Source organism: Aureimonas sp. SA4125 (assembly GCF_019973775.1).
Classification (GTDB): domain Bacteria; phylum Pseudomonadota; class Alphaproteobacteria; order Rhizobiales; family Rhizobiaceae; genus Plantimonas.
The window spans coordinates 3,131,403-3,157,306 of sequence record NZ_AP025032.1; the positions used below are offsets into that span (position 1 = coordinate 3,131,403).

25 protein-coding genes and 1 pseudogene are annotated in these 25,904 nt (G+C 65.4%); 14 read left to right on the forward strand and 12 right to left on the reverse strand.

Annotated elements, in window-relative coordinates; all coding sequences use genetic code 11:
* Positions 1-222 precede the first annotated feature (222 nt).
* Positions 223-408: pseudogene (locus Sa4125_RS24325) on the forward strand (DUF2249 domain-containing protein); the annotation flags it as partial.
* A gap of 50 nt (positions 409-458) precedes the next feature.
* Here Sa4125_RS24325 and Sa4125_RS14735 read toward each other — a convergent pair.
* Positions 459-1,667 (reverse strand): IS256 family transposase, encoded by a 1,209-nt coding sequence (locus Sa4125_RS14735; protein ID WP_223998301.1) that lies wholly within the window; start codon positions 1,665-1,667, stop codon positions 459-461.
* Positions 1,668-1,938: 271 nt separating this feature from the next.
* Between Sa4125_RS14735 and Sa4125_RS14740 the strand changes: the two genes are divergently transcribed.
* The 3 genes from Sa4125_RS14740 to Sa4125_RS14750 are packed head-to-tail and all read left to right on the forward strand — an operon-like array spanning position 1,939 to position 4,128.
* Complete coding sequence (locus Sa4125_RS14740; protein WP_223998936.1) at positions 1,939-3,303, forward strand: hypothetical protein; 1,365 nt, start codon at positions 1,939-1,941, stop codon at positions 3,301-3,303.
* A complete protein-coding gene (locus Sa4125_RS14745; RefSeq protein WP_223998937.1) occupies positions 3,300-3,830 on the forward strand; it encodes a DUF2249 domain-containing protein in 531 nt (176 codons plus the stop codon). The genes Sa4125_RS14740 and Sa4125_RS14745 overlap by 4 nt, the downstream gene beginning before the upstream one ends.
* On the forward strand, positions 3,823-4,128 hold the full coding sequence (locus tag Sa4125_RS14750) for a metal-sulfur cluster assembly factor (RefSeq protein ID WP_223998938.1): 306 nt from the start codon (positions 3,823-3,825) through the stop codon (positions 4,126-4,128). Before Sa4125_RS14745 ends, Sa4125_RS14750 begins: the two co-directional genes overlap by 8 nt.
* Before the next feature lie 138 nt (positions 4,129-4,266).
* Here Sa4125_RS14750 and Sa4125_RS14755 read toward each other — a convergent pair whose 3' ends face one another.
* Positions 4,267-5,523, reverse strand: coding sequence for an NnrS family protein (locus tag Sa4125_RS14755; protein ID WP_223998941.1), 1,257 nt, complete (start codon positions 5,521-5,523; stop codon positions 4,267-4,269).
* Positions 5,524-5,795: 272 nt separating this feature from the next.
* Between Sa4125_RS14755 and nirK the strand changes: the two genes are divergently transcribed.
* The 4 genes from nirK (at position 5,796) to Sa4125_RS14775 (ending at position 9,298) form a co-directional block, all read left to right on the forward strand.
* A complete protein-coding gene (nirK, locus tag Sa4125_RS14760) occupies positions 5,796-6,926 on the forward strand; it encodes a copper-containing nitrite reductase (protein ID WP_223998943.1) in 1,131 nt (376 codons plus the stop codon).
* A 66-nt stretch (positions 6,927-6,992) separates the two neighbouring features.
* Positions 6,993-7,904, forward strand: coding sequence for a formylglycine-generating enzyme family protein (locus tag Sa4125_RS14765; protein ID WP_223998945.1), 912 nt, complete (start codon positions 6,993-6,995; stop codon positions 7,902-7,904).
* A 136-nt stretch (positions 7,905-8,040) separates the two neighbouring features.
* Positions 8,041-8,739, forward strand: a complete 699-nt coding sequence (locus Sa4125_RS14770) for a Crp/Fnr family transcriptional regulator (RefSeq protein WP_223998947.1) — start codon at positions 8,041-8,043, stop codon at positions 8,737-8,739.
* 121 nt (positions 8,740-8,860) lie between these two features.
* Positions 8,861-9,298, forward strand: a complete 438-nt coding sequence (locus Sa4125_RS14775) for a pseudoazurin (RefSeq protein WP_223998949.1) — start codon at positions 8,861-8,863, stop codon at positions 9,296-9,298.
* 114 nt (positions 9,299-9,412) lie between these two features.
* On the opposite strand, the gene Sa4125_RS24220 is transcribed toward Sa4125_RS14775, so the two are convergent.
* From Sa4125_RS24220 to Sa4125_RS14810, 8 genes are all read right to left on the reverse strand, one after another.
* The gene (locus tag Sa4125_RS24220) at positions 9,413-9,535 is read right to left on the reverse strand and encodes a hypothetical protein (RefSeq protein ID WP_267461334.1); all 123 of its coding nucleotides are present in this window, start codon (positions 9,533-9,535) and stop codon (positions 9,413-9,415) included.
* Positions 9,536-9,547: 12 nt separating this feature from the next.
* Positions 9,548-11,374 (reverse strand): ABC transporter ATP-binding protein, encoded by a 1,827-nt coding sequence (locus Sa4125_RS14780; RefSeq protein WP_223998951.1) that lies wholly within the window; start codon positions 11,372-11,374, stop codon positions 9,548-9,550.
* A 2-nt stretch (positions 11,375-11,376) separates the two neighbouring features.
* Positions 11,377-12,237: an ABC transporter permease gene (locus Sa4125_RS14785; protein WP_223998953.1), complete on the reverse strand. Its 861-nt coding sequence runs from the start codon at positions 12,235-12,237 to the stop codon at positions 11,377-11,379.
* Positions 12,234-13,175 (reverse strand): ABC transporter permease, encoded by a 942-nt coding sequence (locus Sa4125_RS14790; protein ID WP_267461379.1) that lies wholly within the window; start codon positions 13,173-13,175, stop codon positions 12,234-12,236. The genes Sa4125_RS14785 and Sa4125_RS14790 overlap by 4 nt, the downstream gene beginning before the upstream one ends.
* 31 nt (positions 13,176-13,206) lie before the next feature.
* Positions 13,207-14,727, reverse strand: a complete 1,521-nt coding sequence (locus tag Sa4125_RS14795; RefSeq protein ID WP_223998957.1) for an ABC transporter substrate-binding protein — start codon at positions 14,725-14,727, stop codon at positions 13,207-13,209.
* 64 nt (positions 14,728-14,791) lie between these two features.
* On the reverse strand, positions 14,792-16,270 hold the full coding sequence (locus Sa4125_RS14800; protein WP_223998959.1) for a M81 family metallopeptidase: 1,479 nt from the start codon (positions 16,268-16,270) through the stop codon (positions 14,792-14,794).
* 18 nt (positions 16,271-16,288) lie between these two features.
* On the reverse strand, positions 16,289-17,080 hold the full coding sequence (locus Sa4125_RS14805; RefSeq protein WP_223998961.1) for an IclR family transcriptional regulator: 792 nt from the start codon (positions 17,078-17,080) through the stop codon (positions 16,289-16,291).
* A gap of 2 nt (positions 17,081-17,082) precedes the next feature.
* Complete coding sequence (locus Sa4125_RS14810) at positions 17,083-17,466, reverse strand: RidA family protein (RefSeq protein WP_223998963.1); 384 nt, start codon at positions 17,464-17,466, stop codon at positions 17,083-17,085.
* A gap of 120 nt (positions 17,467-17,586) precedes the next feature.
* Between Sa4125_RS14810 and Sa4125_RS14815 the strand changes: the two genes are divergently transcribed.
* Together Sa4125_RS14815 and Sa4125_RS14820 are read left to right on the forward strand one after the other, a co-directional pair.
* A complete protein-coding gene (locus Sa4125_RS14815) occupies positions 17,587-18,660 on the forward strand; it encodes an alanine racemase (protein ID WP_223998965.1) in 1,074 nt (357 codons plus the stop codon).
* A 407-nt stretch (positions 18,661-19,067) separates the two neighbouring features.
* Positions 19,068-20,465, forward strand: coding sequence for an integrase arm-type DNA-binding domain-containing protein (locus Sa4125_RS14820; protein WP_345944279.1), 1,398 nt, complete (start codon positions 19,068-19,070; stop codon positions 20,463-20,465).
* Here Sa4125_RS14820 and Sa4125_RS14825 read toward each other — a convergent pair.
* Positions 20,462-20,743: a hypothetical protein gene (locus Sa4125_RS14825; RefSeq protein ID WP_223998969.1), complete on the reverse strand. Its 282-nt coding sequence runs from the start codon at positions 20,741-20,743 to the stop codon at positions 20,462-20,464. The genes Sa4125_RS14820 and Sa4125_RS14825 overlap by 4 nt on opposite strands.
* Positions 20,740-21,534: a metallophosphoesterase gene (locus Sa4125_RS14830; protein ID WP_223998971.1), complete on the reverse strand. Its 795-nt coding sequence runs from the start codon at positions 21,532-21,534 to the stop codon at positions 20,740-20,742. Before Sa4125_RS14830 ends, Sa4125_RS14825 begins: the two co-directional genes overlap by 4 nt.
* Before the next feature lie 137 nt (positions 21,535-21,671).
* On the opposite strand from Sa4125_RS14830, the gene istA reads away from it, so the two are divergent.
* The 4 genes from istA (at position 21,672) to Sa4125_RS14850 (ending at position 25,705) form a co-directional block, all read left to right on the forward strand.
* A complete protein-coding gene (istA, locus tag Sa4125_RS14835) occupies positions 21,672-23,204 on the forward strand; it encodes an IS21 family transposase (RefSeq protein WP_223998973.1) in 1,533 nt (510 codons plus the stop codon).
* Complete coding sequence (istB, locus tag Sa4125_RS14840) at positions 23,194-23,988, forward strand: IS21-like element helper ATPase IstB (protein ID WP_223998982.1); 795 nt, start codon at positions 23,194-23,196, stop codon at positions 23,986-23,988. Before istA ends, istB begins: the two co-directional genes overlap by 11 nt.
* A gap of 839 nt (positions 23,989-24,827) precedes the next feature.
* Positions 24,828-25,232, forward strand: coding sequence for a hypothetical protein (locus Sa4125_RS14845; protein ID WP_223998984.1), 405 nt, complete (start codon positions 24,828-24,830; stop codon positions 25,230-25,232).
* Between the two features lie 77 nt (positions 25,233-25,309).
* Positions 25,310-25,705, forward strand: a complete 396-nt coding sequence (locus Sa4125_RS14850) for a hypothetical protein (protein WP_223998986.1) — start codon at positions 25,310-25,312, stop codon at positions 25,703-25,705.
* Positions 25,706-25,904 lie beyond the last annotated feature (199 nt).

Consider the following 25,904-nt stretch of genomic DNA (forward strand, 5'->3'; position numbering starts at 1 on the left):
GAATCCAGATCTCTGTTGCGTTGGAAGACGTCACCCTAGACCGCGCTTCTGCCCGGCTCTTTGCGATAAGTCATGGACGACCCCCTTGGAACGCGTTCGGACATTTGTTTGCGCTTTCACAAATTGGCAGGCGCCGCTCTGCCCTAGGGTCGAATCTTCCCGGCCCCGATTTCGGCCGCGCCCCGTCGGGAATTGACGTCCTGCGGCCAGATGAGAGCTGCCATGCCCGAGACTGCCGTCCTGAACTCCGTCATCGATGTGCGGACCCTTCCGCCGCTTGAGCGCCACTCGACCATCTTCGGGAGGATCGATGGGCTCGCCCCGGGTGCCTCCCTCGTCATCGTCGTCGATCACGCCCCGCGCCCGCTGCACCATCAGCTGGAAGCCCGCCATCCCGGTCAGTTCTGGTCGTGTCCGTCAACGTGGTGGAAATTGAGTGTAGCTGAAGCGGCTCCGTTTCAGGCGACTTCGGTGGAAATCTGTTCGGGTTTTGCAGTGTTGCCCATGGCCATGAGGTCGGCCATGGGTTCGGTCTGCATGTAGCGGTTCTGGATCTGCCATTCGTCGTTGGCCTCGAGAAGGACGGCGCCGATGAGCCGGATGATGGATCCCTCGTTCGGGAAGATTCCGACGACGTCGGCACGCCGCTTCACCTCCTTGTTCAGGCGCTCCAGGGAATTCGTCGAATGGATCCGGGTCCGGTGCTGACTGGGAAAATCCATGTGCGCCAGCACGTCGGTCTCGCTGTTGTCGATGAAGGCCCCGAGCTTTGGACACTTTCCCCGAAGCTGGTCGGCGACGTGGCGCAGCGCCTGGCTGGCGCTAGCACGATCGGGCTGGGCGAAGGCTTGGCGCAGCGCGGCCGCCGCCATGCTCTGCTGCGCCTTCGGGACATACGACAGGGCGTTGCGCATCCAATGCACCCGGCAGCGCTGCCAGGAGGCGCTGAACACCCGGCGAATGGCGGCTTTCAGCCCTTCGTGAGCATCCGAGATCACGAGCTTCACGCCGGACAGGCCGCGGCGCACGAGGCTCTTGAGGAAGCTCGACCAAAACGTCTCCGCTTCCGAGGGGCCGATGTGAAGGCCGACGATCTCGCGCTTGCCGTCCGTGTTCACGGCCACGGCGATTATGGCGGCGACCGAAACGATGCGTCCACCCTCGCGCTGCTTCAGGTAGGTCGCATCCAGCCAGAGGTAGGGCCAGTCGCCAGTGAGAGGACGGTCGAGGAAGCCGCCGACGCGTTCGTCGATGTCTTTGCACAGCTTCGATACGGTGCTCTTGCCGATCCCCGACAGCCCCATGGCCTGTACCAGATCGTCGACCCGCCGGGTGGAAACGCCGCTGATCCAAGCTTCCTGAATGACGGCAACCAAGGCCTTCTCCGAGAGCTTTCTCGGCTCCAGGAACGGCGGGAAGTAGCTGCCCTGCCGAAGCTTGGGTATCCGAAGCTGCAACGAGCCGAGCCGCGTGTCGAGCGAGCGGTCGCGGTAGCCATTGCGATAAGTCGCCCGTTCCTGCGTCCGTTCGTGGCGCCCGGCGCCGATCATGCCTTCAACGTCGACCTCCATAAGGAGCTGCATCACGCTCTCGGCTATCGTTCTCAGGAAATCGCCGTCCCCGGCTTTCGCAAAAAGCTCGGCAAGCGGTAGTCTGTCCTCGGTCATCGGGTTCTCCGGTCAGGTTGAAGTCTCGCAACTCCACCTTAGCCGCCCTATCCGGTGACCGCCTCAGCCACACCTTTCAATGTCGGAATTTCCACCACGAGCGCGGACACTACCTCAGTTCTCCTGGACATACCTCGAGGAAGGCCCTGACATCTGGCGGGTGGAGATCGGCCGGCCTGTCGGCGGCACGTCCGAGGAGCATGTCTGCACCTGCGGCGGACACTGATGCCGGCGCCGATGCCGGCGCCGATGCCGGCGGGAGCAAGCTGAGGTGTCGGGCGCCACGCTTTCCCGCTGGACGATGTCCTCCTTCGCCGTCGCCCTGGCCTTCCTGGTCGGGGGACAGGCGATGATGGTGCTGGGTTTCGGCTATCCCATGGCGGCTCTGCGCGCCCCCGAAACCCTGATCCTCGTTCATACCGTCACCATCGGCTGGCTTGGCCTTTTGATGAGCGGGGCCCTGCTGCAGTTCGTGCCGGTCCTGGTGGCGCGCCCGCTTTGCGGTGGGCGTCTGGCCATGCCGGCACTGGTGATGATCATCGCCGGGCTGCTGTGCCTGCTGTCCGGATTTGCCGCCCTGGCGAGTGGAAGCGAATGGGCGGGCTATGCGCTGCCGGCCGGGGCCGTGCTCCTCAGCGCCGGTTTTTCGCTGCTGATCGCCATTGTCGCCGCAACGCTGTGGCGGGCGCGGCCCCTGCCCCTGCCGGCGCGCTTCGTCGCCGTCGGCCTCGCCTCGCTCGCCGGTACGGTGGCCCTCGGCACCAGCTTCGCCTTGACGCATTCGGGCTGGCCCCAGGGCGGCGCTGCCATGCCTCTTTTGGCGAACGGCGTTTCCCTGCATGCCAGTCTCGGTCTCGGCGGCTGGATGACGTTCACGGCGATGGGCGTCAGCTACCGTCTGCTGGCGATGTTCATGCTGTCGCCGGAAAGCGAGCACGCGACGCAGAAGCTCGTCTGGTGGTCAGGTGCTCTGGCGCTGGCAGTCGTGGCCAGTGCCGCGCCGGTCGTCGTCTTCCGCGATGCGGGCGCGCCGCAGATGCTGCTCCTGGCGGCAGCCCTCGGCATTGTCGCCATGGCCGTCTACGGCGCCGACGTGCTGCGGATCTACCGCCGGCGCAAGCGCCGGCTGATGGAGGTCAACAGCCGCGTCAGCCTCGGCGCCTTTGCCGCCCTTGCCGCCACGATCGCTCTCCTCGCCTTCGTCGCGCTGACCGGCCCCGGCGAGGCGGGCGTCGCGGCGCTGGCCTACCTGACAGTCTTCGGCTGGCTGACCGGCCTCGGCCTTGCCCAGCTCTACAAGATCGTCCCCTTCCTGACCTGGCTCGAATGCTATGGTCCGATCCTCGGGCGGGTGCCGACGCCGCGCGTCCAGGACCTCGTCGACGAGAGCAAGGCGATGCGTTGGTTCATGCTGTTCTTTGCGGCCGTCGCGGTCGCGACGACTGCGCTGCTGGCGCGTCAGCCAACGCTCTTCCGCCTGGCGGCGTTCTGCCAACTGGTGGCGACTCTTTGTCTGATCGTCGAGTTTGCCCGGGCCCGACGGCTGGCGCATGTTCCTCTTCCCTTGCGGCTGCCCGACGGCGCGCTGCGCCCGCATCTTTTCCTTCCCCCCTTTCCGACCAGGAGGTCGCCATGACGGTGCCGCCCCTCGAACTCGATGTCCGCCCGCTGTTGAAGAAAGGCGGCGAGCCCTTCCAGGCGATCATGGAAGCGGTCAGGCAACTGGAGCCCGGACAGGATCTCAGGCTGTACGCTCCGTTCTGCCCGACGCCCCTGTTCGACGTCATGGCCAATCGCGGCTTCGCCCATCAGGCACGCGAGATCGCGGGCGGCGACTGGGAAGTGGTCTTCACGCCGGCCCCGCTCGCCGACGACACCGCCGTATCCGGCAATGCGGGCGCAGCGCAGGGCTGGCCGGAGCCGGAGCGCCAGCTCGATCTCGTCGATCTCGACCCGCCGGAGCCGATGGTGCGCATCCTGGCGGCGGCGGAGAAGATGCAGCCGGGCACGGTAATGTTCGTGCTGCTGGCGCGCGAGCCGCTGTTCCTGTTTCCCGAACTGGTCAAGCGCGGGCACGAATGGGCCGGCAATTTCGACGAGGCCGGCGAAACCTTCCGGATGTTGATTCGCATCGGCACGGCGGGGGATGGGTCGCATGTCTGACGCCGGCGATCCGGCCGCCCGCGTCGAGAATCGCCTGCGGCGTGTGATCGATCCCGAATTGGGCGAGAACGTCGTCGACCTTGGTCTGATCTACGCCATTGCCGTGGCGCCGGACGGTGCGGCGCGGGTGACGATGACGACGACGATGAAGGGTTGCCCGGCCACCGTCATCCTCAGGGACGCGGTCGAAGCGTGCGTTCTCGCGGTGGAGGGCGTGACATCCGTCGATGTCGACCTGGTCTACGACCCGCCGTGGTCGCCCGGCATGATGGCGGCCGGGACGGCGGCGCGGTTCTGAACCGGCAGCGGTTCGCCCGATCGGAGCCGAGGGATCGCACCGCCCCGCGCTTGACGGAACGGCGCCGCCCGTCACCCGCGGTCGCCGTCGGGCATCGCCACCCTCGTGCGCCAGCCTCGTGGCGCCTTAGAAAGCCGCTCAGCCGGGCGCGCTGTCCCCGTGGGCGACGCGTCGTACCTTGATCAGCATCGGGCCGCATTCCCAGCAGAACAGGGAGAAGGCGAGAACCCAGGACAGGCCGGCGGCAACGATCAGCGGCTCGTAGAAATCCGGCAGCACGTTGGCCATCGGCCGCAGCACGGCGGATAGGAGGATGGCGGCATAGGAAACGGCCGCCATCGGCGAGGCCGTCAGCACGCGCCCCGTATGGCCTCGGCTGACGCGGCTCATCACGGCGATCATCATCGAGGCGACGGCACCGACCGAGAGGAGGTGAAGCACCGAGAATGCGTCGATCATGCCCAGCGCGCCGAGGGCGATGCCGAACAGGCCAAGGGCGACGAAGGCATAAGCGAGGTGCAGGATCAGCAGCAGCTTTTCAGGCCATGTGCTCCAGCCACGCCAGCGGTAAAGCCGGATCGCATGCAGCAAGCCCGCGATTGTCGCCAGGACGGCGGTAGCGGGATGCTCCGGCCTGATGACCCAGGCGCCCAGCGCGATCAATCCGCTGGCGATGGCGATCTCGTCGAAGCGGTTGTGCGGTACCGGGAAAACCTTGTGGCCGAACTTCTTCATCCAGTTGCGGGTAAAGCTCGGGATGATGCGGCCGCCGATGATCGTGATCAGCATGACATAGGCCGATATCCCCAGACGGTTGAACGCGCCCGAATGATCCTCGCCGATGACGGCATGGTGAAAGAGGATATTGGCCAGCGACAGCGCCGCCAGACCGGCCATGACCTTCAGATCGCTCCATTTCCGGCCGGCGATCACCTCGCGGGCGCAAATGAACAGCAGCGCGGGCAGAAACAGCGCATCGACGGCGGCCGCGGCCGTGACGCCGATCAGGGCCGGAGACAGCATCGCCAGCCGGCCGGCCGCCCAGATCGCGACGAGCACCATCAGCGGCGGGCCGGAGACCGGCAGCCGGCCTGTCCAGTTCGGAACCGCCGTCAGGAGGAAGCCGGCGAGGACGGCAGGCGTGAAGCCGAACAGCATTTCATGGGCGTGCCAGGCAGCCGCGCCATAGTCGCCGCCGATCGGCCAGCCGAACACCAGCGCCAGGATCCACAGCAGCATGGCAATGACGGCCCAGGATCCGCCGGCGAGAAAGAAGGGCCGGAAGCCGTAGGAAAAGACGATCGGTCCCGTGGTCGCCAGTCCACGTGGGATCGCCTTGCTCGTCCGTTTGGCGAGAGGTTCCTCAAGCTGGTTGATGGTTGGCTCGTTCTGCATCGACTTTGTATCCCCTCAAGACAGAGGGGACTACAGCCAAGTCACTGTCATCTCTTTGCGAAACCGCAAGCCCAGGCGTTCTTCCAAGACCCGGCGCAAAGGGCCATCGCGCGCAAGTTCGGGTCTGCTCCTTCCGGGGATGGCAATGGGCTGTTCCTTCGCAATCGTGCCATCCTCGAACCTCTTTGCTGCGGCGCAAAGTGGTGCCCATCGCGGCGGCCTAAACCAAGGTCATGGTCGGCAAACGTTCGACCGCTCCCTTGGAGGCAGAGATGTCCAGCCAGTTTCAGATTTCCCGTCGCACCATTCTTGCCGGTGCGGCATTTTCCGGTGCCCTGGGCGCCATCATGACAGGGAGCGCCGCGCAGGCGGAAGACACCCTGCCAAAGACCCTCGCGCCCGACGTCAGCACCCTGCCGCGCGTCAAGGTCGAACTTGCCACGCCACCCTTCGTGCACCCCCACACGCAGAAGGCCGTGGGTGGCCCGAAGATCGTCGAGTTCACCATGGTGATCGAGGAAAAGAAGCTGGTCGTCGACGGCGAGGGCACCGAGGTGCACGCCATGACCTTCAACGGATCGGTCCCCGGCCCCTTGATGGTCGTGCATCAGGGCGATTACGTGGAACTCACCCTCGTCAATCCCGCAACCAACACCCTGCAGCACAACATCGATTTCCACGCCGCGACCGGCGCGCTGGGCGGCGGTTCCTTGACCGAGGTCAATCCCGGTGAAAGCACGGTCCTGCGCTTCAAGGCGACGCGCGCCGGCGTCTTCGTCTACCATTGCGCCCCTCCCGGAATGGTCCCGTGGCATGTGGTTTCCGGCATGAACGGCGCCATCATGGTGCTGCCGCGCGAGGGATTGACCGACGGCAAGGGCAAGGAACTCGTCTACGACCGCGTCTACTATGTCGGCGAACAGGACTTCTACATTCCCAGGGACGAGAACGGCGTCTTCAAGAAATACGAGGCACCCGGCGATGCCTTCGAGGACACCGTCAAGGTCATGCGAACGCTGACCCCGACCCACATCGTCTTCAACGGCTCCGTCGGCGCGCTGACCGGCGACAACGCCCTCACCGCCGAGGTCGGCGACCGGGTGCTGATCATCCATTCGCAGGCCAATCGCGACACCCGTCCGCATCTCATCGGCGGCCACGGCGATTATGTCTGGGCTCATGGCAAGTTCAACAATCCGCCGGCCGTGGACCAGGAGACCTGGTTCATTCCGGGCGGCACGGCGGGAGCGGCCTACTACACCTTCCTGCAGCCGGGCATCTACGCCTATGTCAACCACAACCTCATCGAAGCCTTCGAGCTCGGGGCGGCCGGCCACTTCAAGGTCACCGGAGAGTGGAACGACGATCTGATGACGTCGGTCAAGGCGGCTGGCCTCATCTGAGACGGGGTCGGCTGCGCCGGTAGAAACCGTGCCGGCGCAGCCTTCACAAGCAAAAGGGAGGCGACCGTGGCGACCATTGCAGAAGAACGCAGGACTTCGGCGCTCTCCGTCGTTTTGCCGGTGATGCTTCTCGCCGGGCTCATCGGCGGACTGGCCCTGACGACGGGCCTGATCGATACGGGCGGCATCGGCGGGGCCCTTCCCGGCCCGCCGACGGTGACCGTCCCGCCACGGACTTTCACCTATCGCAGCGATGGTGATTTCGTGAGAGCCGGCATCCCCGTCGATGCGCCGCTCGAGACGGTCGCGGTCGCCTCGCCGCTTCACGTCATGAAGTTCCAGGTGACGGTGGCGGATTATGCGCTCTGTGTTGCCGACAGAGCCTGCGCCGCGGCCGAAAGTAGGCCCGCCAGCATCCAGACCGTCCCGGTGACGGGCGTCAGCTATGACGACGCCCGGGCCTATGCCGATTGGCTGTCGACGAGGACGCGTCAGGTCTGGCGGTTGCCGAGCGATGCGGAATGGGCTTTCGCGGCCGGTACGCGCTTCGCTGACGATGCGCTGGGGATCGCCCTGAACAACAAGAACCCGGCCATTCGCTGGATCGCGAACTACGAACGGGAATCGGCCCGCAAGGCGGGGAGTCTGCAGGCGGCGCAACCACAGGGGAACTTCGGCGAGAATGAATACGGCATCGCCGATATCGGCGGCAATGTCTGGGAATGGACCGGAACCTGCCACCGGCGCGTCGTGATGGACGGGGACGGCAGGATCATCAGCCAGGCGCCGGCCTGCGGGGTCTATGTGCTGGAGGGAAAGCACCGGGCGCCGATGAGCTTTTTCATCCGCGATGCCAAGGGCGGCGGCTGCTCGGTCGGCACGCCTCCCGACAATCTCGGCTTCCGCCTGGTGCGCGACAGCCGCTGGTACGCCCCGCTCATCCGCGCTTTCGAGACCAGTCGGCTCCGGCCTGCCTGATTGGTCCCGGCCCGCCGAGGCACCGACAACCGGCGCCTTCGCCGGACAGAGCGGCGGGGGTCCGGTACGATAGCACCTTGCGCTCGCGCGGGAATGCTGGTGCAACGGCCCTTGCTTCACCCTTCGAGGATCAGCCGTGGCGGGAATAGACCGGACTCTCGTCAGATCGCTCACCCTGTTCGACAAGACGAGCGACGCCGACCTGGACGCGCTGCTGGGCTCGGCCACCTCGCGCCGAGTTCCGCGCGGGGAAGCGGTCTTCGAGCAGGGCGCCTCCGCCACCCATTTCTACCTGTTGCTGCACGGCCGCCTGAAGGTGATGCAGGTCACTGCCGACGGCCAGCAGATCATCGTCCGCGTGGTTCATCCCGGCGATCTGTTCGGCTTTGCGCGAGCCCTGCAGCGGATCGACTATCCCGGCACCGCGATCGCCGCGGCCGAAAGCATCGTGCTCGTCTGGGCGACCGAGATGTGGCCGGTCTTCGTCGAGCAGAATCCGGCACTGGCGATCGGTGCCATGCAGACGATCGGACAGCGGCTGGAAGAAGCCCATACCCGCATCCGGGAGATGTCGACGGAGGAGGTCGAGCGCCGCGTCGCGCATGCCGTGCTGAGACTCATCAAGCAGGCGGGCAAGACGGAGGAAAACGGCATCCGCATCGATTTTCAGATCTCCCGCCAGGACATCGCCGAAATGACCGGCACGACGCTGCACACGGTTTCGCGCATTTTCAGTGCCTGGGAGGGCAAGGGGCTGGTCGAGGGTGGCCGGCAGAAACTGCTGGTGCTGGATCCCGAAGGTCTATCGAAGCTGGCTGACGGCAATCGCGACTGACGGCTTGAGGCCGTGCATTATCCGTGGCGCTGTTTGCGTTTTCTCAACGATCGCCCCGGCGATCGCGCCTATCTCTCCGGCAACGATCGGACAGGATCGTCTGTCCCCAAGGAGAATGACCATGACCATCGCTTCCAAGTTCCTCACGAGCATCGCGCTGCTCGCCTGCCTGAGCGCCCCTGCCCTTGCCGCCGATTTCGAAGTCCAGATGCTGAACAAGGGCGCCGATGGCATCATGGTCTTCGAGCCGGTGCTGACCAAGGTCAGTCCGGGTGACACCGTCACCTTCCTTCCGACCGACAAGAGCCACAATGCGGAAAGCGTCAAGGACATGTTTCCGGACGGCGCCGAGGCCTTCAAGGGCAAGGTCAACGAGGCGATCAAGGTGACGTTCACCGTCCCCGGCGCCTACGTCGTCAAGTGCACGCCGCATTATTCGATGGGCATGGCCGCGGTCATCGTCGTCGGCGATCCGGCCGTCAACATCGAAAAGATCAAGACGGCAAAATATCCGAAAAAGGCAAGCGAACGCGTGCTTGGAGCACTTTCGGCTCTCTAATCTGATCAATCAAAGTCAGCGAAACGACGTTACGCCCCCATCTGGGGGCGTTTTCTTATGAAAAGCGATATGCGAGCGGCGTAAGCCTGCGGCGGATGCCGCCAGCGCGCTGGTTCAGTGGATCTGGTTGCGGCTTTCGGCCAAGGCTGCTCTGCCGAGGGTCCGGGCGCCGCGCGAGTTCTGCACGGCAAGCGGCTGAACCAATTGTTGCCGATCGGGATCCGCAGGACGGAGCATGCCGGAGACTTCTCAGTGTCGCGACGGCAAAGAGACGTCCGAAAGCACGAGATGCCCCGGAGCGACCTCGCGATAGACCCGGGACGGAGCGACGTAGTCTAAGCGACGCAAAGGGCTCTTGAGCTCTTCGGTCAGGGCCAAAGGCAGGCTGCCACGGGTCGTGGGATCGGGCACCGGCACCGCCGAAAGAAGCCGGCGCGTATAGGGGTGTTGCGGGTTGCCGAAGACCGCCCGGCGCGGACCGATCTCGACGATCTCGCCGAGATACATCACCGCCACGCGGTGGCTGAGTCGTTCCACCACCGCCATGTCATGCGAGATGAACAGGAAGGCGAGGCCCATCTCCTCCTGCAAATCGAGCAGGAGGTTGGCGACCTGCGCCTTTACCGTGACGTCGAGGGCAGAGACCGCCTCGTCAGCGATGATCAGCTTCGGCTCCAGTGCAAGGGCCCGGGCGATCGAGATGCGCTGGCGCTGGCCGCCTGAGAACTCGTGCGGATGTCGATCTGAAACGGCGGCGGAGAGGCCAACCTTCTCCAGCAGGTAAGAGACGCGCTCGCGCGCTTGCCGCTTGCCCATCATCTTGTGTGCCAGGATCGGCTCGGCGATGGCTGCACCGATCGTCATGCGCGGATTGAGCGAGGCGAAGGGATCCTGGAAGATCATCTGGGCGGTTCGCCGCATTGCCCGCATGCCGCCGGCACTGGCTGACAGGACATCCTCTCCGTCGACCGTGATCGAACCCGATGTCGGCTGAATGAGCCGCATGATCGACCGCCCAGTCGTGGACTTGCCGCAACCAGACTCTCCGACGAGCGCCAGCGTTTCGCCGGGGTGAACCTGGAACGATACGTCCTCCACGGCATGAATGCGCCCGCCACCAACGGTAAAGCGCATCACCAGGTTGGAGACATCGAGCACGGGCGCGGTCGACGCCGGAAGGGGACGCGTCTGGCTTCCGTCGGTGCTGGCGCCCGTGGCCGGATCGACCGAGGGAAAGCGCCGGGGGCCCGGTGCGGTGCCCATCGTCCCGAGGCGCGGGATCGAGGCGAGCAGCGCCTTGGTGTAAGGCTGCACGGGCGACGCGAAGATGCGGTCCGTCGCACCAGTTTCGACCATGTCGCCGCGCAGCATGACCACGGTGCGGTCGGCGACCTCCGCCACGACGCCCATGTCATGGGTGATGAAGAGGACGGCCATCGTCTCTTCGCGCTGCAACTCGCGGATGAGATGCAGGATCTCGGACTGGATGGTGACGTCGAGCGCCGTCGTCGGTTCGTCGGCGATGAGGAGTTTCGGGCGGCAGGCGAGCGCCATGGCGATCATCACGCGCTGGCGCATGCCGCCGGAAAACTTGTGCGGGTATTCCTCGAGGCGCGAGCGGGCAGCGGGGATCCGCACGCGGTCCATCAGCCGAAGCGTCTCGGCCTTCGCCTGCGCCCACGACATGTCGCGGTGGAGGACAAGCGCCTCGGCGACCTGGTTGCCGATCGTGAACACTGGGTTCAGCGAGGTCATCGGCTCCTGGAAGATCATGCCGATCTGCCCGCCGCGCACCCCCCGCATCTCCTTCTCCGAAACCGTCAGCAGGTCTCGTCCATCGAGCCGGATGCGGCCTTCGCAGCGGGCCTTGCCCTCCGGCAGAAGGCGCATGATCGACAGCGCCGTGACGCTCTTGCCCGAGCCGGACTCGCCGACGACGGCGACGGTCTCACCGGCATCGACGGTGAAGGAGATGTCGCGGATGACACTCTGCCATCCTCCTTTCGTACGGAAAGCGGTGGTGAGGTTTTCGACCGCGAGAACGGGTGCGCGCACGCTTTTTGATGCTGCGTCCATGGTCAGACTTCCTTGGCGAGGCGCGGATCGACGAGGTCGCGCAGGCCGTCGCCGACCAGTTGCAGCGACAAGACGGCCAGCACGATGGCGAGGCCGGGAAACAGCATCAGCCACGAGGCGCCGTTCATGTATTCGCGTCCGGAGGCGAGCATCGTCCCCCAGGTCGGCATGTCTGTCGATACGCCAACGCCGAGGAAGGATAGGCTCGCCTCCGCAAGCATGGCGGAGGCGAAGATGAATGTCGCCTGGACGAGGATCGGCGAGGCGAGATTGATGAGGATGTGCCGTGTCAGAATCTGCCAGGTCGGCAGGCCCAGCGCGACGGCGGACTCGATATAGGGAAGCCGCACCAGCACCAGCGTCGAGCCGCGCACGATGCGGGCGAGACGCGGCGCGTAGGTGATTCCAAGCGCCAGGATGACGTTAAGGAGCGACGGCCCGAGGGCGGCGACCAACGCGATGGCGAGAAGGATGTCGGGAAAGGACATCATCGCGTCGAGCAGACGCGAGATCGGCGCGTCGAGACGCCGGAAATAGCCGGCGATGACGCCTAGGAAGATGCCGAGCACCGAGGCGATGCAGACAACGCCGAGGCTGACCAGCAACGACACCCGCCCGGCGAAGATCGCGCGGGAGAAGACGTCGCGGCCGAACTCGTCGGTGCCGAAGAGATGCTGCAGCGACGGGGGTTTCAGCTTGTTGACGATCGAGAGCTTGTTCGGCGCATAGGGCGCGATGAACGGGGCGAGCAACGCGGCGAGGACGATCAGCGTCAGGATGACCGCGCCGAAGACGATGGCACGGTTGCCGAGCAGGCGACGAAGGCCAGCGCCGCGGGTGGGGACGACGGAAACCATGCTCATGACCGCACCCGGGCATCGACGAGGAGATAGAGCATGTCGACCGCGAAGTTGATGAGGACATAGATCGCGGCAACGACGAGAAGCGCGCCCTGGATGACCGGATAGTCGCGGCGCAGCACGGCAGAGACGACAAGGTTTCCGATCCCCGGCAGGCCGAAGACCGTTTCCGTCACAACGGCGCCGGCGACGAGAAGCGCGATCGACAGGCCGATCACGGTGATGATCGGGATCAGGGCGTTCTTCAGCGCGTGCTTGAGAATGACGCGGGCGGGGCTCGCCCCCTTGGCGCGGGCGGTGCGCACATAGTCGTCGCCGAGGACGTCCAGCATGGCGGCGCGGGTGAAGCGGGTGATCAGCGCGGAGTTGACGATGCCGAGGGCCAGCGCCGGCAGGACGAGATGCCGGAGGCGCTCGAGGAAGGCGGTATCCGGTCCGCCATAGCCGGAAGCCGGAAACCAGCCGAGGCTGACGGCGAAGGTCTGGATCAGGATCAGCCCCAGCCAGAAGCTCGGCACGCTGGCCGCGATCATCGTCACGCCGACGACGACCTGGTCGAAGGCGGTTCCACGCTTGACGGCCGACAGGATGCCGACCGGCAGCGCGATTGCGACCGCAATGAGGATCGAGAACAAAGTGAGGAAGAAGGTCGGCTCGGCGCGCGCCGCCAAGGCCGTCGTCACCGGCTGGTTGAGGAAGATCGACTGGCCGAGATCGCCGCGGACGACGTCGAACAGGAACTGTCCATATTGCTGGAGAAGGGGCGCGTCCAGCCCCATTCTGGCCCTGAGATCCGCGATGTCGGCGGGCGTTGCGTCCGTTCCCAGCATCATCGCCGCGGGATCCCCCGGCGTGACGCGCACGATGACGAAGACGACCGTCACCACGAGGGCAAGCACGACGGCCATGCCGCCGAGCCGCCTGAGAAGAGCATTCAACAACCCCGACATCGCGGATCTTTCGGTTCGTGGATCAGGATTTTGGCGTGACGTTCCAGAAACGCGGCCAGTAGGCGGGCGTGTAGCCGCTGACGGCCTTCGAGATGCCGCCGAGGGCATTGAAGTTGCCGACCTTCACCAGCGGCGCGTCGTCGTAGATCACGCTCTGGATGCCTTCCCACGCCTTGAACTTCTCGTCCTGCGTGGTGGCGGCGAGGTAGACCGAGACCGCAGCGGCCTTGGCGTCCGAGACGTACCAGCCGGGATAGGTGTCGGTGATCGTGTTCAGCGTCGACGGATCACCCGGGAAGTTGGAATGGGTGATGAAGATGTCCCACTGCGCGGGATCGGCGCGGCGGGTGGTCAGCGTCGCCCAGTCCGCGACCTGCAGGTCGACCTTGAAGCCGGCCGCCTCGAGATAGGCCTTGGCCACCTCGCCGGTCTTGTAGTGGTATTCGTACTGGCGGCTGGTCAGGATCCGGATCGGCGTGCCGTCGTAGCCCGCTTCCTCCATCAGGGCCGCCGCGGCCTCGGGATCGCCCTCGCCATAGCGCGTGACGCCGGCTTCGGTGTGCCAGACGAAGCCCTTCGGGAAGAGCGCGCCGTCGACGCCGAAGAAGCGCTCGTCCGAGAAGGCGGCGAGCATCATGTCGGTCGGGTTGAGCGCCACCTGCACCGCCTGGCGGAGCGGCTTGGCGGTGAGGAGGCCCGCCTTCATGTTCATGTTGAGCGAGGTCCAGCCGGCATTCTCGTAGATCGCCGGCTTGGCGACGTCGCTCGCCTCGACCCGCTCATAGGCGCTGAACGGCAGGGAGTCGGCATAGTCGAACTGCCCGGCGATCAGGCCCTCGACGCGGGTATTGGCATCCGGCACCGGCACGAAGCGGATCTCGCCGGCGACGGCCTCGCGCTTGCCGGCATAGTTGCTGGCCTCGCCCTCGGGCGACTTGTAGCCGTCGAAGCGCACCAGCTGGGTGAACTGGTCGGGCCGGCGCTCCTTCAGGGAATAGGGACCGGTGCCGACGAATTCGGCCAGCGTATCGCCGGCCTTCTCGGACGGCAGGATGACCGACGCCTGTGAGAGCGTGGCGACGAGCGGCGAGTAGCGCGACTTCAGCTTGATGACGACGGCGTGCTCGCCGTCGTCCGCGATGCTCTCGACGACGGCGGCGACCTGCTTGCCCTTGGAGTTGATCTTCATCCAGCGGTTCAGCGAGGTGACGACGTCGGCAGCGTCGAAGGTCGTGCCGTCGTGGAAGGTCACGCCCTCGCGGAGCGCGATCTTGTATGTCAGGCCATCTTCCGAGATCTCCGGCAGCGCTGCGGCCAGAAGCGGCTGCGACTGCCATTCGGCATCGAAGGTGTAGAGCGTTTCAAAAATATGCTGGGTGATGGTGATGACGATGTCGGTCGGCGTCTGCATCTGGTCGAGCGTCGGCGGCTCGCCGATGGTTGCAACCGTAAGGACGCCGCCGGGGGCCTGCGCGAGCGCCGCGGTGGCGGTGCCGCAGAGGAGCGCCGCGATGCCGGCAGCGAGGAAACGTGAGGTCTTCATAACCGTTCTCCTTGTTGATGGGGTGCCGGTCCGGCTCGCGAGCGAGCGCGGCTCGGTGGGTCGTTCAGGCACCAAGGCCGAGTGGATCGGCGACCCGTGGCCAGAGGTTCAGGCTCGCCTTGACGTAAGGCGTCGTCGCGGGATCGGTGGGATAGGAGGTCGGCGCGGCGACGTAGACGATCTCGGATGCCACCGGCTGGAAGCCGGCATGGAAATGGTTGGTGGATTTCACCAGGAGGACGTCCTTGGCAGCAAAGTCGATGCCGAGGTTGGAGAAGATGTCGGGCTCATAGGTCTGGGTTCGGCTGGTGATGAGCACGACGTCGATTTCGGTGCCCACGAGACGCACGACGGCCGCGCGGCCGAGCGTTACCCGGCTGGCGCGAAAGCTCTGCCAACCTTCGGCGACCGTGCGCAGGACCGTCACACGGGCGTCGAAAGGCGCGCCGCCATGCCGGCTCGACTTGCCGCCGAAGCGTAGCTCGATCTCGGCGCCCTCGCCCGCCGCATGGCAGAAGGAAACGGCAATGGGATCCCAGATCGTGGCCACGGCGATCCGGTCCATGCCGCGCTCCACCATGCGGCAGAGGATGTGCGTCGCGTCCCCCGCGACGCCGCCGCCCGGATTGTCCCAGACGTCGGCAACGACGACAGGCTTGCCCGTGCCGCCGCGCACCAGCTCCGCCGCGCGGTCGAGACCGGTTTCGGTGTCGACGATCGGCATCGCCGTGGTGCCGCGCAGGGCATAGAGCTCGTGGCCGAGGGTTTCGGCCAGCCTTTCGCCCTTCTCCTTGTTGCCGTCGGTGACGACGACGATGCGCGTTCCCATCTCCGGCACGTCGCCGGCCATGAAGCCATGGATCACCGAGACCGAGAGGATCGTGTCCTTCTGCATCGCCTTGAGGCGATCGACGAAACCGCGCATCGGCTCGCGGCTTGTCGGATAGAGGCCGATCATCTTGCAGTCGAAGGTCGAGATGATCGGGCGGATCTCGCCGCGGATGGTGCGCAGCGCGAGGTCCACCACATGCTCGCCGCGCTCCTCGAAATCGGTATGCGGGAATTCGAGGAAGGTGGCGAGAATGTCGAGTTTTTCGACGCGCAGCGGCGACAGATGCGAATGCGGGTCGAACTCGGCGGCGACCGTGACGTCCGGCCCGACGATGGCGCGAACCCGGGCGAGGAAATCGCCCTCCGGATCGTCATATCCCTGCGCGACCATTGCACCATGAAGCCCCAGCACCACGCCGTGCACGGGCAGCGCGGCTTCAAGTTCCGCCAGGATCGTGTCGCGCAGCGCCTCGTAGGTCTGGCGCTGGATCAGGCCGGCTGGCTCCGCCCAGCAGGACGTGCCCTCGATCACCTCGAAGCCTTCGGCCCGACCCCGCCGCCGCAGAATCGGCACCGGGGAGGAGCAGAGCGTCGGTGTCTCCGGATGCGCGCCCGGACCTGCGTAGAAGGCGGCGCGAAAGGAATCGACATCCGTCGGCACGGGCGAAAACGTATTGGTTTCGGTAGCGAGCGACGCTGTGAAAATACGCATGGGACCCTTCAGGCTGGATCAGCCGGGTTTGGCGAAGAGGGGCGAGATCTGTGCGGCGGCCTGTTTCAGGCTGGCGAGGTAGGCGGCGTGATTGCGATAGGCGTCCTCGCGCGGCGCCACGATGCAGAGCGTCGCTTCCGCTCTGCCGAGCGCAGAGCGCACCGGTACCGCAAAGCAATGGGTGTAGCTGTCGAGGGCGCTGTCGAAGGTGAAATGCCCGACCACCCTCGCCGCCTCGACCTCGGCAAGGAAGGCGTTGCGGTCGATCGGGCGGCCGTCCGGAAGGGCGAAATCTTCCGGCGGCACGAAGGCCGCGATGCCGGCGGCATCGAGATGGCCGACCAGAAGACGACCGGAAGCCGTCCAGGTCAGGGGGACGCGGTGACCGATATTGGTGGTGATGCGGAAGGGGCGCGTGCCGTCGCGGGCGGTGGCGACGATGTACTTGTTGCCGTCGAGCCGGCAGAACTGAGCGGTCTCCTGCGTGTCTTCGACGATGCGGCCGAGGGCTGCCTCGATCGCCATCTGCCTGCTGGACAGGGCGGCATGGGCGGCGCCCAGGATATGCAGGCGGTCGCCCAGGAACAGGCGCCCGTCGCCGACTTCCTCGAGAAAGCCGCGACGGACGAGAAGCGCCGTGAGATCGTAGACGGTGGAGCGCGGCGCGCCCAGTTCCTGGGCGATCTCGTTCGGCCGCATGGCGCGGCGCGCACCGGCGAGAAAGTCGAGTATGTCGAAAGCCCGGTCGAGACCGCGCGAGCGACCGCCGCCCGCCTTGACCACACCACTCTCGGTCGCCGCGTCCGCCATCGTCACTTCTTCCGGAAGGCGACGCAGTCGATCTCGACCTTGCAGTCGACCATCATCGACGCCTGCACGCAGGCCCGCGCCGGGGGATGCGCGCCGAAATACTCGGCATAGACCCCGTTGAAGCTCCAGAAGTCGCGTGGATCGTCGAGCCATACGCCGACACGCACCACGTCCTCAAGGCCGTAGCCGGCCTCGTGAAGTATGGCGATCAGGTTTTCCATCGTCTTGCGCGTTTGGGCGACGATGCCGCCGGCGACAATCTCGCCCTTTTCCATCGCGACCTGGCCGGAAACATAGAGCCATCCATCGGCCTCGACGGCACGGGCGAAGGGTAGCCCCTGTTTCCCGGCCCCGGTCTCGCCGGCGCCATAGCGGATTAACGACATGCAGTGCTCCTCGGTCCAAAGTCATGTCCGCTATAACGGACACATATCCATGTTGCTGGATTGACCTGATAATGATCAAGATGCAATTGAAGTCAATCCAGTTCACCGACGGGACCCCCCATGGCCTCCATCCTGACCCGAGACGACATCGAAACACCCGCGGTCCTCGTCGACCTGGCAATCGCGGCGCGGAACATTCGCCGCTTTCAGGACCATGCGGATGCGGCCGGCCTGAAGGCGCGGCCACACATCAAGACGCACAAGCTACCGCACCTCGCGCGGCTGCAGATCGAGGCGGGAGCCGTTGGCATCACCTGCCAGAAGGTGAGCGAGGCTGAGGCGATGGCCGACGGCGACCCCGCGATCACCAACATCCTCATCACCTACAATATCGTCGGCACGGCCAAGCTCGCGCGGCTCCAACGGCTGGCGGAACGGGTAAAACTCGCCGTCGTCGCCGACAGCGAAGCGGTTGCGGGAGGGTTGTCTGCAGCCTTCGCCGATGCCGCAGCGCCGTTGACCGTCCTGGTTGAATGCGACACCGGCGCTCGGCGCTGCGGCGTCACAAGCCCGGAGGCGGCGCGCGATCTCGCTCTGGCCATCGATCGGCTTCCCGGCCTCGTCTTCGGCGGCCTGATGACCTACCCGCCGGCCGGCGGCGCCGCCGATGCCCACGTCTTCCTGAAGAGCGCGAAGGGATCCATCGAAGCGGCGGGCCTCGCGGTGCAGATCGTGACGTCGGGCGGCACGCCTGACATTTGGCAGGCCAAAACGGACGGCGTCGTCTCGGAGTATCGACCGGGCACCTACGTCTACAACGATCGCTCGCTCGTTGCGCGCGGCGTGGCAGGGCTCGAAGACTGCGCCCTGACGGTACTGGCCACCGTGGTATCCGTTCCGGGACCGGACCGCGCGATCGTTGACGCGGGCTCAAAGATTTTGACCTCGGATCTCCTCGGCCTCAGCGGCCACGGTACAGTGCTGGGACACCCGGAGATCATCATCGACCAGTTGTCCGAGGAACACGGACGCCTCGTGAGCAAGGGACCCATTGGCCTCTCAGTCGGCGATCGCATTTCGATCGTCCCGAACCACGCTTGCGTCGTCACCAATATGGTCGATGTCGTTCAAGTGAAAATGGAGAACGGACGATATGAACCCTGGCCGGTAGCCGCCAGGGGTTGCGTCACCTGAGTGCAGAGAGGCGTCTGCAAAAGGCGTCGTCGTCCTTCCCTCCGCCAAGCTGATCACCTGGTTCGAGAAGGAAGACGCCGGCGATGGTGCAGGAGAACACGGCTCTCCGAAGCCTCTTACAGATTCCGTTTCCGTTACCTGTCTATCAGCGCTGCTATTTGAGAGTTTTGGTGGGTGTGCACAGGTTCGAACTGTGGACCCGCTGATTAAGAGATAGCGGGTTGGCTATTAAGTAGGGAGCGCGGTGAGCGATACCGCTTAACAGAACCCCGTAATATCAGGCACTTGATGCATTATGTGTCGGCATGACTGGCCTTGTAAACTAATTTGGCCGTGACCTAGGGGTGACCTAAATGCCGGGCCGTGCTAACCGCTAGGTCACCGCCGCTCTCGCCATAGGTCACCGCATGCCAACCGAAACCCTCGACGGAAACTCGATCCGAAAGGCCACCAAGGTGGCCTCTGAGGGAGGCGACCTCATGCTCCGCGACAAGTCCGCAGCGGGACTTGCGATCCGCGTCCAAAAGGGCGGAGCGAGCTGGTACTTCATCACCCGCGAGCGGAAGATGGTCATCGGCCGGCTCGATGCCTTCGCCACCGCCGACATCCCCGAGCTTCGCAATCTGGTCACCCGTGCGCGGAGCATGCTCGCCGAGGGCAACGACCCGACTACAATGCTGAAGGCGGCCGTCGTCCATCGTTCGACCGAGGCCGCGTCCGCGCAGGCTGCCGCGACCTCCGGCTCGGTGATGCGTTGGGAGGCAATGCGCGATGCCTACCTCGCTTGGGCCAAGGGCCATCGGTCGCCGGACACCTACCGAGGCTACCGCTCCGCGCTAGGCGCCATCCCCGGATCGCCGCTGGAGGCGGACTTCAAGGCAATCGCAGGTCGGCCGCTCACGCTCATCACGACGCATGACCTTCGGCTCGTCCGGAACGCGGTTCTCGAGCGCGGCAAGATCGACGGGAAGCAGGTCTCGAACCAAGACCAGGCACGCCTCACTGTCGCGTCGCTGAAGGCGGCGTTCGGCTGGGCGGTGGAGAACACTGAGGTGACGGGCCTGACGACGAACCCGGCGACGGAACTGAAGCGGGCGCCTACGGCCTCGATCAGCCCTTACGCCGTCGACCCCGAGGAGACAGAGGACAAGCGCGCTCTTACGCTGCTCGAACTCGGCATGCTCGTCACGGGCCTCGACAAGATCGACAACCATCCCGCTCGCCTCGGCGTGATGCTACAGCTCATGACGGGGCAACGCCGCATGACCGTTGCCCGCGCCCGGCGGCGCTCGTTCGCGTCCCATCCCGAGTACGGCATGATCTGGAAGGTCGGCCCCGACAAGAGCGGGAAATATCGCGTGCTGCCGTTGCCCGACCTCGCCGCGTCGGCGGTCGAAGGCGCGCTTGCGGCCGGGCGCTCCACGGATCTTTGGCTTCTGCCGCAACAGCGCCTTCGCAGGAGCGGCGACGCAGGCGGCAGCCACATCGCCGAGCGGACGCTCTCCGACGTCCTGCTGACCCTCCGGGCACCGGGCGGGCCGCTCTCTTCGGCCCCATGGGTTGCGACCCACGATCTGCGTCGCGCGTTCGTCACGCACATGCTGCCGCGAACCAAGGCTCTCGGCCTCGACTCGGGCGCCGTGCCCATGATCACGCGCGCTGACGAGGGACGATACGGCCTCGACGAGACCGTCTACGACCAAGACCCCGCCCTGCCTGCGAAGTCGGCCATGCTCACCGAGTGGGACCGCGTCGTGAAAGAGGGCTGCATGCAGGCGGAGAGACTGCTCGACGCGGCCGGCTAGTGCTTCGTGCTGTCGAAGGCCTCGAACACGGCGATGGCCTCGGCGACCGACATGGAGGGCTGATCACGCGCCTGCTCGACCGTCTCGCGAATGCGCTTCGCGACGTCGCCGACGGGGACCCATTCGTCCCGCCGACGCTCGTGCACCGCCTCGATCCCGCGGCGCGCCGTCTCGCGACAACGCTCCAGCTTGACGAGCAGCCGGGCGCGGGCCTCCGGGCAGTCGAGCGCCAGGATCGCCGCCTCGACGCCGCGCGGCTTGCGCGCGCTGCCGCTCACGTTCCGACCTCGACTACGAGCCGCGGATCCCAGCCGCTGTATTCGTGCCGGTAGCCGCACGGATTGCAGATCACCCGCGTGTCGCCGACGCGATAGTCGCACGCGCTGTGTACGTGTCCGTGGACCCACAACGCCGGGCGCCCAGTCTCGATCGTCGATGACAGGTCGGACGCGAACGCCGGGTTCAGCACGCTCTCGCGGTACTGCGGCGCGATGCTTCCCGCGTGCGGCGCGTGGTGCGTCACCACGACCGTCGCTCCGTCGAACGGTAGCGCGAGTTCGCCCTCGATGTACGCCCTCGACCGCTGGTGCACCCGCCGAGCGTCCGACGGTGTCCACCAGCGCGCCGCCCCGTCGCTGCCGACACGGATACGAGAGTGGTCGTTGATCAGTCGCCCGGCCACCTCCATGGCATTCGCGATCTCGACGTCCGCTGCCTTCGCCGACAGGCCGCCGGCATACAGCGCGTAGTCCGTCCAGAGCGTCGCGCCGACGAAGCGCACGCCGTCGATCGTGACGGTGTCGTCATCGAGAAGATGCACGCCTGGAACCGGGGTCGCCTTCGCCAGTGCACGGGCGCGGACGAACTCGTCGCCGTAGAACTCGTGGTTGCCGGCGACGAAGACGACGGGCATGCGACGGGCCACGCGGGTGCCGAGCAGCCGCAGGGATCCGAGCAGCGGCTGATAGACATCCCCGGCGCAGACGCAGACGTCCGCGTCGGGGATGTCGAGGTCGATGTCGTCCTCGTGACGTCCGAGGTGCAGGTCGGAGATGATCCAGATCTTCACGGCGCGCCCTCCTTCTTGGAGTCCTCTGTTGATTTCCACCCGGAACTGACCCGGGACAGCGCCTGATTTCCACTGAGATTTGACCCATGTGACCTTTCCCCGAGCGCGGCGAGCGAGGGGACAATGGAGTGATCTACATGGGACTTTTGAACGTCATCCGCCGCTTGGCTTTGCGAGAGAAGCTACCGATCCGAGAGATAGCCAGGCGGACCGGGCTCTCGCGGAACACCATCAAGAAGTATCTGAAGGCCGGCACGATCGAGCCGAAGTTCTCGGTGCCGGAGCGGCCGAGCAAGCTCGACCCGTTCTCCGACAAGCTTGCAGCCTGGCTGAAGGCCGAAGCATCAAAGTCACGTAAGCAGCGCCGGCCTTTGACGCACTTGCATGCAGATCTCGTCGCTCTCGGGTTCACCGGTTCCTACAACCGTGTGGCCGCGTTCGCCCGCGAATGGCTTGCGGAGCGGCAGCGCGAGCAGCAAACGACAGGGCGCGGCATCTTCGTTCCCCTGTCTTTCCGCCCCGGCGAAGCCTTCCAGTTCGACTGGAGCGAGGACCATGCGGTGATCGGCGGCGACCGCACCAGGCTTCAGGTCGCGCATATCAAGCTGGCGCACAGCCGAGTGTTCCTCGTCCGTGCCTATCTGCTCCAGACCCACGAGATGCTGTTTGACGCTCATTGGCACGCCTTCCGCGTCTTCGGCGGCGTGCCTGAGCGCGGCATCTACGACAACATGAGAACGGCGGTAGACCGCGTCGGACGCGGCAAGGAACGCCAGATCAACCTGCGTTTCCTCGCCATGACAAACCACTATGTCTTCAAGCCGGAGTTCTGCAATCCGGCCTCTGGTTGGGAGAAAGGGCAAGTCGAGAAGAACGTGCAGGATGCGCGGCCGCGTCTGTGGCAGCCGATGCCGAACTTTCCCGATCTCGCCACGCTGAATGCCTGGCTCGAGCAGCGTTGTCTGGAGCTCTGGCGGGAGATCCCACATGGCCGTCTTGCCGGGACCGTCGCCGATGTCTGGGCCGAAGAGCAGCCCACCTTGATGTCGCTACCGCCTGCCTTCGACGGGTTCGTCGAGCAGAGCAAGCGCGTCTCGCCTACTTGCCTGATCAGCTTCGAACGCAACCGCTACAGCGTGCCGGCTTCTTTTGCGAACAGGCCCGTCAGCCTCCGTGTCTACCCGGATCGTCTGGTCATTGCGGCCGAGGGGCAAATCTTGTGCGAGCATGAACGGCGGATCGAGCGATCGCATCATCTGCCGCCGCGAACGATCTACGACTGGCATCATTATCTGGCGGTGATCCAGCGCAAGCCCGGCGCGCTGCGCAACGGTGCTCCTTTCGCTGAACTGCCGTCAGGCTTCCGGCGATTGCAGGATCAGATGTTGCGACGGCCCGGTGGCGATCGCGAGATGGTCGATATCCTTGCCCTGGTCCTGCACCATGATGAGCAGGCGGTGCTGGCCGCAGTGGAGCTGGCACTGTCAGAGGGGGTCGCCACCAAGACCCACGTGCTCAACATCCTGCACCGTCTGATCGACGGAAAGACGATCGACGGCCCGGCCATCGACACGCCGCAAACGCTGCTGCTGCGCCGAGAGCCCAAGGCCAATGTCGAGCGCTACGACGATTTGCGCGCCCGCAGGAGTGGAGGCCGCCATGCGTCATGATCCCGCCAGCGGCGCCGTCGTCATCATGCTGCGCAGCCTCAAGATGTATGGCATGGCCCAGGCCGTCACCGACCTGATTGAGCAAGGCGCGCCTGCCTTCGAAGCCGCCGTGCCGATCCTGACGCAGCTCCTCAAGGCCGAGATGGCGGAACGCGAGGTGCGCTCGATCGCCTATCACATGAAGGCAGCACGCTTCCCGGCCTACAAGGATCTGGCGGGCTTCGACTTCTCAGCCAGCGAGATCAACGAGGCCACGGTGCGCCAGCTCCATCGCTGCGAGTTCATCGAAGGAATGGAGAATGTCGTGCTGATCGGCGGGCCGGGCACGGGCAAAACCCATGTCGCGACCGCCCTTGGCGTTCAGGCCGTCGAGCATTATCGCCGGAAAGTTCGGTTCTTCTCGACCATCGAACTCGTCAACATGCTCGAACAGGAGAAAGCCAAGGGCAAAGCCGGCCAACTGGCCGAGACCCTCGTCCGTCTCGATCTCGTGATCCTGGACGAGCTTGGATACCTGCCATTCAGTGCCTCAGGCGGTGCGCTGCTCTTCCACCTGCTGAGCAAGCTCTACGAGCGCACCAGCGTCGTCATCACGACCAATCTGAGCTTCAGCGAATGGGCCACCGTCTTCGGCGATGCCAAGATGACCACCGCGCTGCTCGATCGCCTCACACATCGTTGCCACATCCTGGAGACTGGAAATGACAGCTTCCGCTTCAGAGCCAGCACCGACGCCGCCACCCGCAAGAGGAAGGAAAGCGCACATGCCTTGACCCACACATGACCCACTCAGCATAACTCAGAGCCGGGTCAATTCTCGATGGAAAACCCGGGTCAGTTCCGGGTGGAAATCAACATTCCATGACTGAGAGAACGCGCCAAGCCCTTTTGGCGCAAGGGTTTCGGGAAAGCTCGGGTCGAAGACTCAAGATGGAAGATGACTCCAGCTAGCGCGTGCGATCTCCAGGCTCCGCCGGCGGATGCCGAAGGTGGGTTTCAACGTCAGGCTCTCTATGCTGGTAAAAGCGTGACGAAAAGAAATCGTGCTCGGTAAAACCGTGACGGAGAGATGAGGGAAAACCCTTGCTCCGCAGGGGCTTTCACGTCCCGAGAGGACAAGACTCAAGATGGAAGATAACTCCGCTCGCGCGCTCGGTCGTCTCCTGCTCGCGCTGTTGGGAATCCGGACTCGCGCGAGCGGAGTCAGCGGCTAGCGCAGTGTGGATCCCGAGCCAGTTCGCCGACTCCACTCGCGCGAGCGGCCTCGACTTCAGCCGGCCCGCTTCGCGGATCTTCGCGGAGCGTGTGATGACCGCCCCGCCCCGCCCCTCCCACATCGCGCCATGCTCCGCTCGGTCGTCTCTTGAGGACGTGCTGGTGGATATCCCGTTCGTCCGTTGTCGACGCTGCCGCGAGGAGGCCTCCCGCTCCGCGAGGGGAAACCCATGGCCCGTGGCCCCGGAGGGATCCCGACAGATCTTCTGCCGACCGTCCGACAGAGGGCCTCCCACGAAGCCCGAAACCCTGTTTGGGGCAAAAGTTTTTCGTGTTTGACATGTCAAACATCGTTCTTGCGTATGGCGCGCCGGCGACCCATCATCGTAGGCGAAGGAGATGATTGACATGTCAAACACGCATTCGAACGACAAGCAGACCGAGGCCCTGGCGGCTGTCTACAAGGCCGTCGCCGCGGCGACGGCGAAGAAGCCAAAGACCGTGCGAGAGCGGTCTCCGGAGGACCGTGCGGCCTACATGCGGGAGGCAAAGCGGCGGCAGAGGGAGCGCGCTCGGGCCGCCAAGCAGGCCGGCCGTCCCGAGGCCTTGGACGAGGCGATCCGCACCGCTCTCGCCGACGCGGCTATCTTGCTGCTCGCAACTGGCGGCCCCGGCGCGGACGCCCTCCAGCGCGCCGTCTCGCTGGCCTTCCCCGGGCGGCCAGCGGTCGCGTCTACGGTCCGTGCCAGGTGTCGGGTGGGTACGCTGCGGCCTCGCGTGCTGACCGTCGAGAGTCTGTCGACGAAGGGCTGATCGTCCCTTGCAGCACCGTCCGACATCATCACGAGGTGACGGGGCATAGGGGGCGAAAGGCTATGGCAAACAAGCGAATGATCAACGTGCGGCATGCTGAGCAGATGCGCCGCTATCGTGAGCGCCTGAAGGCCAAGGCAACTCCGACGACGGAGGGGGCGGAACACTCGCGCGGCGCGCCGGAGACGAGGGTCATCGTGCAATCCTTGGCAACTGCGGTCCGGAAGATGGCGGCGGCCGTCCGGAGGAACCCGACATGCCCAGAGGCCGAGGCCTACCAGCGGCTAATGAACACGGCGAAAAAGGCGCTCCTGCGCGCCGGATATGACCGCGAGGAGTCGATCAAGCGGCTGACTTTCTACGTGCTACCGCCGGCGGCGAAGTCCAAGCGTCGCAAGGCAGATATCGAACAGAGGTATTGGGAGCAGCCGCCCGTCGCCGGCATCCCGCGCGTGACGCAGCCGGAATCCTAAAGTGGCCATACACCGCCATGACTCCGTTCTTCCGGCGATCGCCATCCAGCTCACGCGGTGTATGGAATCTTGCGCCGCCGGCGAGCCTCCTAGGTGTCATCCTAGGAGGCTCGCCCATGTTCATCCCCGCTCTCTACACCCTCGCCCTCGCAGTATGCCCTACGCCCCCGGCAACGGGGTCCGCGCCGCCCTGCATCGG

Coding starts and splice junctions, on each gene's coding strand:
- Sa4125_RS14735 (WP_223998301.1), bottom strand. CDS start 1,667: ATGACCGAGGACAGACTACCGCTTGCCGAGCTTTTTGCGAAAGCCGGG.
- Sa4125_RS14745 (WP_223998937.1), top strand. CDS start 3,300: ATGACGGTGCCGCCCCTCGAACTCGATGTCCGCCCGCTGTTGAAGAAA.
- Sa4125_RS14750 (WP_223998938.1), top strand. CDS start 3,823: ATGTCTGACGCCGGCGATCCGGCCGCCCGCGTCGAGAATCGCCTGCGG.
- Sa4125_RS14755 (WP_223998941.1), bottom strand. CDS start 5,523: ATGCAGAACGAGCCAACCATCAACCAGCTTGAGGAACCTCTCGCCAAA.
- nirK (WP_223998943.1), top strand. CDS start 5,796: ATGTCCAGCCAGTTTCAGATTTCCCGTCGCACCATTCTTGCCGGTGCG.
- Sa4125_RS14775 (WP_223998949.1), top strand. CDS start 8,861: ATGACCATCGCTTCCAAGTTCCTCACGAGCATCGCGCTGCTCGCCTGC.
- Sa4125_RS24220 (WP_267461334.1), bottom strand. CDS start 9,535: ATGCTCCGTCCTGCGGATCCCGATCGGCAACAATTGGTTCAGCCGCTT.
- Sa4125_RS14780 (WP_223998951.1), bottom strand. CDS start 11,374: ATGGACGCAGCATCAAAAAGCGTGCGCGCACCCGTTCTCGCGGTCGAA.
- Sa4125_RS14785 (WP_223998953.1), bottom strand. CDS start 12,237: ATGAGCATGGTTTCCGTCGTCCCCACCCGCGGCGCTGGCCTTCGTCGC.
- Sa4125_RS14795 (WP_223998957.1), bottom strand. CDS start 14,727: ATGAAGACCTCACGTTTCCTCGCTGCCGGCATCGCGGCGCTCCTCTGC.
- Sa4125_RS14800 (WP_223998959.1), bottom strand. CDS start 16,270: ATGCGTATTTTCACAGCGTCGCTCGCTACCGAAACCAATACGTTTTCG.
- Sa4125_RS14805 (WP_223998961.1), bottom strand. CDS start 17,080: ATGGCGGACGCGGCGACCGAGAGTGGTGTGGTCAAGGCGGGCGGCGGT.
- Sa4125_RS14810 (WP_223998963.1), bottom strand. CDS start 17,466: ATGTCGTTAATCCGCTATGGCGCCGGCGAGACCGGGGCCGGGAAACAG.
- Sa4125_RS14815 (WP_223998965.1), top strand. CDS start 17,587: ATGGCCTCCATCCTGACCCGAGACGACATCGAAACACCCGCGGTCCTC.
- Sa4125_RS14820 (WP_345944279.1), top strand. CDS start 19,068: ATGCCAACCGAAACCCTCGACGGAAACTCGATCCGAAAGGCCACCAAG.
- istA (WP_223998973.1), top strand. CDS start 21,672: ATGGGACTTTTGAACGTCATCCGCCGCTTGGCTTTGCGAGAGAAGCTA.
- istB (WP_223998982.1), top strand. CDS start 23,194: ATGCGTCATGATCCCGCCAGCGGCGCCGTCGTCATCATGCTGCGCAGC.
- Sa4125_RS14845 (WP_223998984.1), top strand. CDS start 24,828: ATGTCAAACACGCATTCGAACGACAAGCAGACCGAGGCCCTGGCGGCT.
- Sa4125_RS14850 (WP_223998986.1), top strand. CDS start 25,310: ATGATCAACGTGCGGCATGCTGAGCAGATGCGCCGCTATCGTGAGCGC.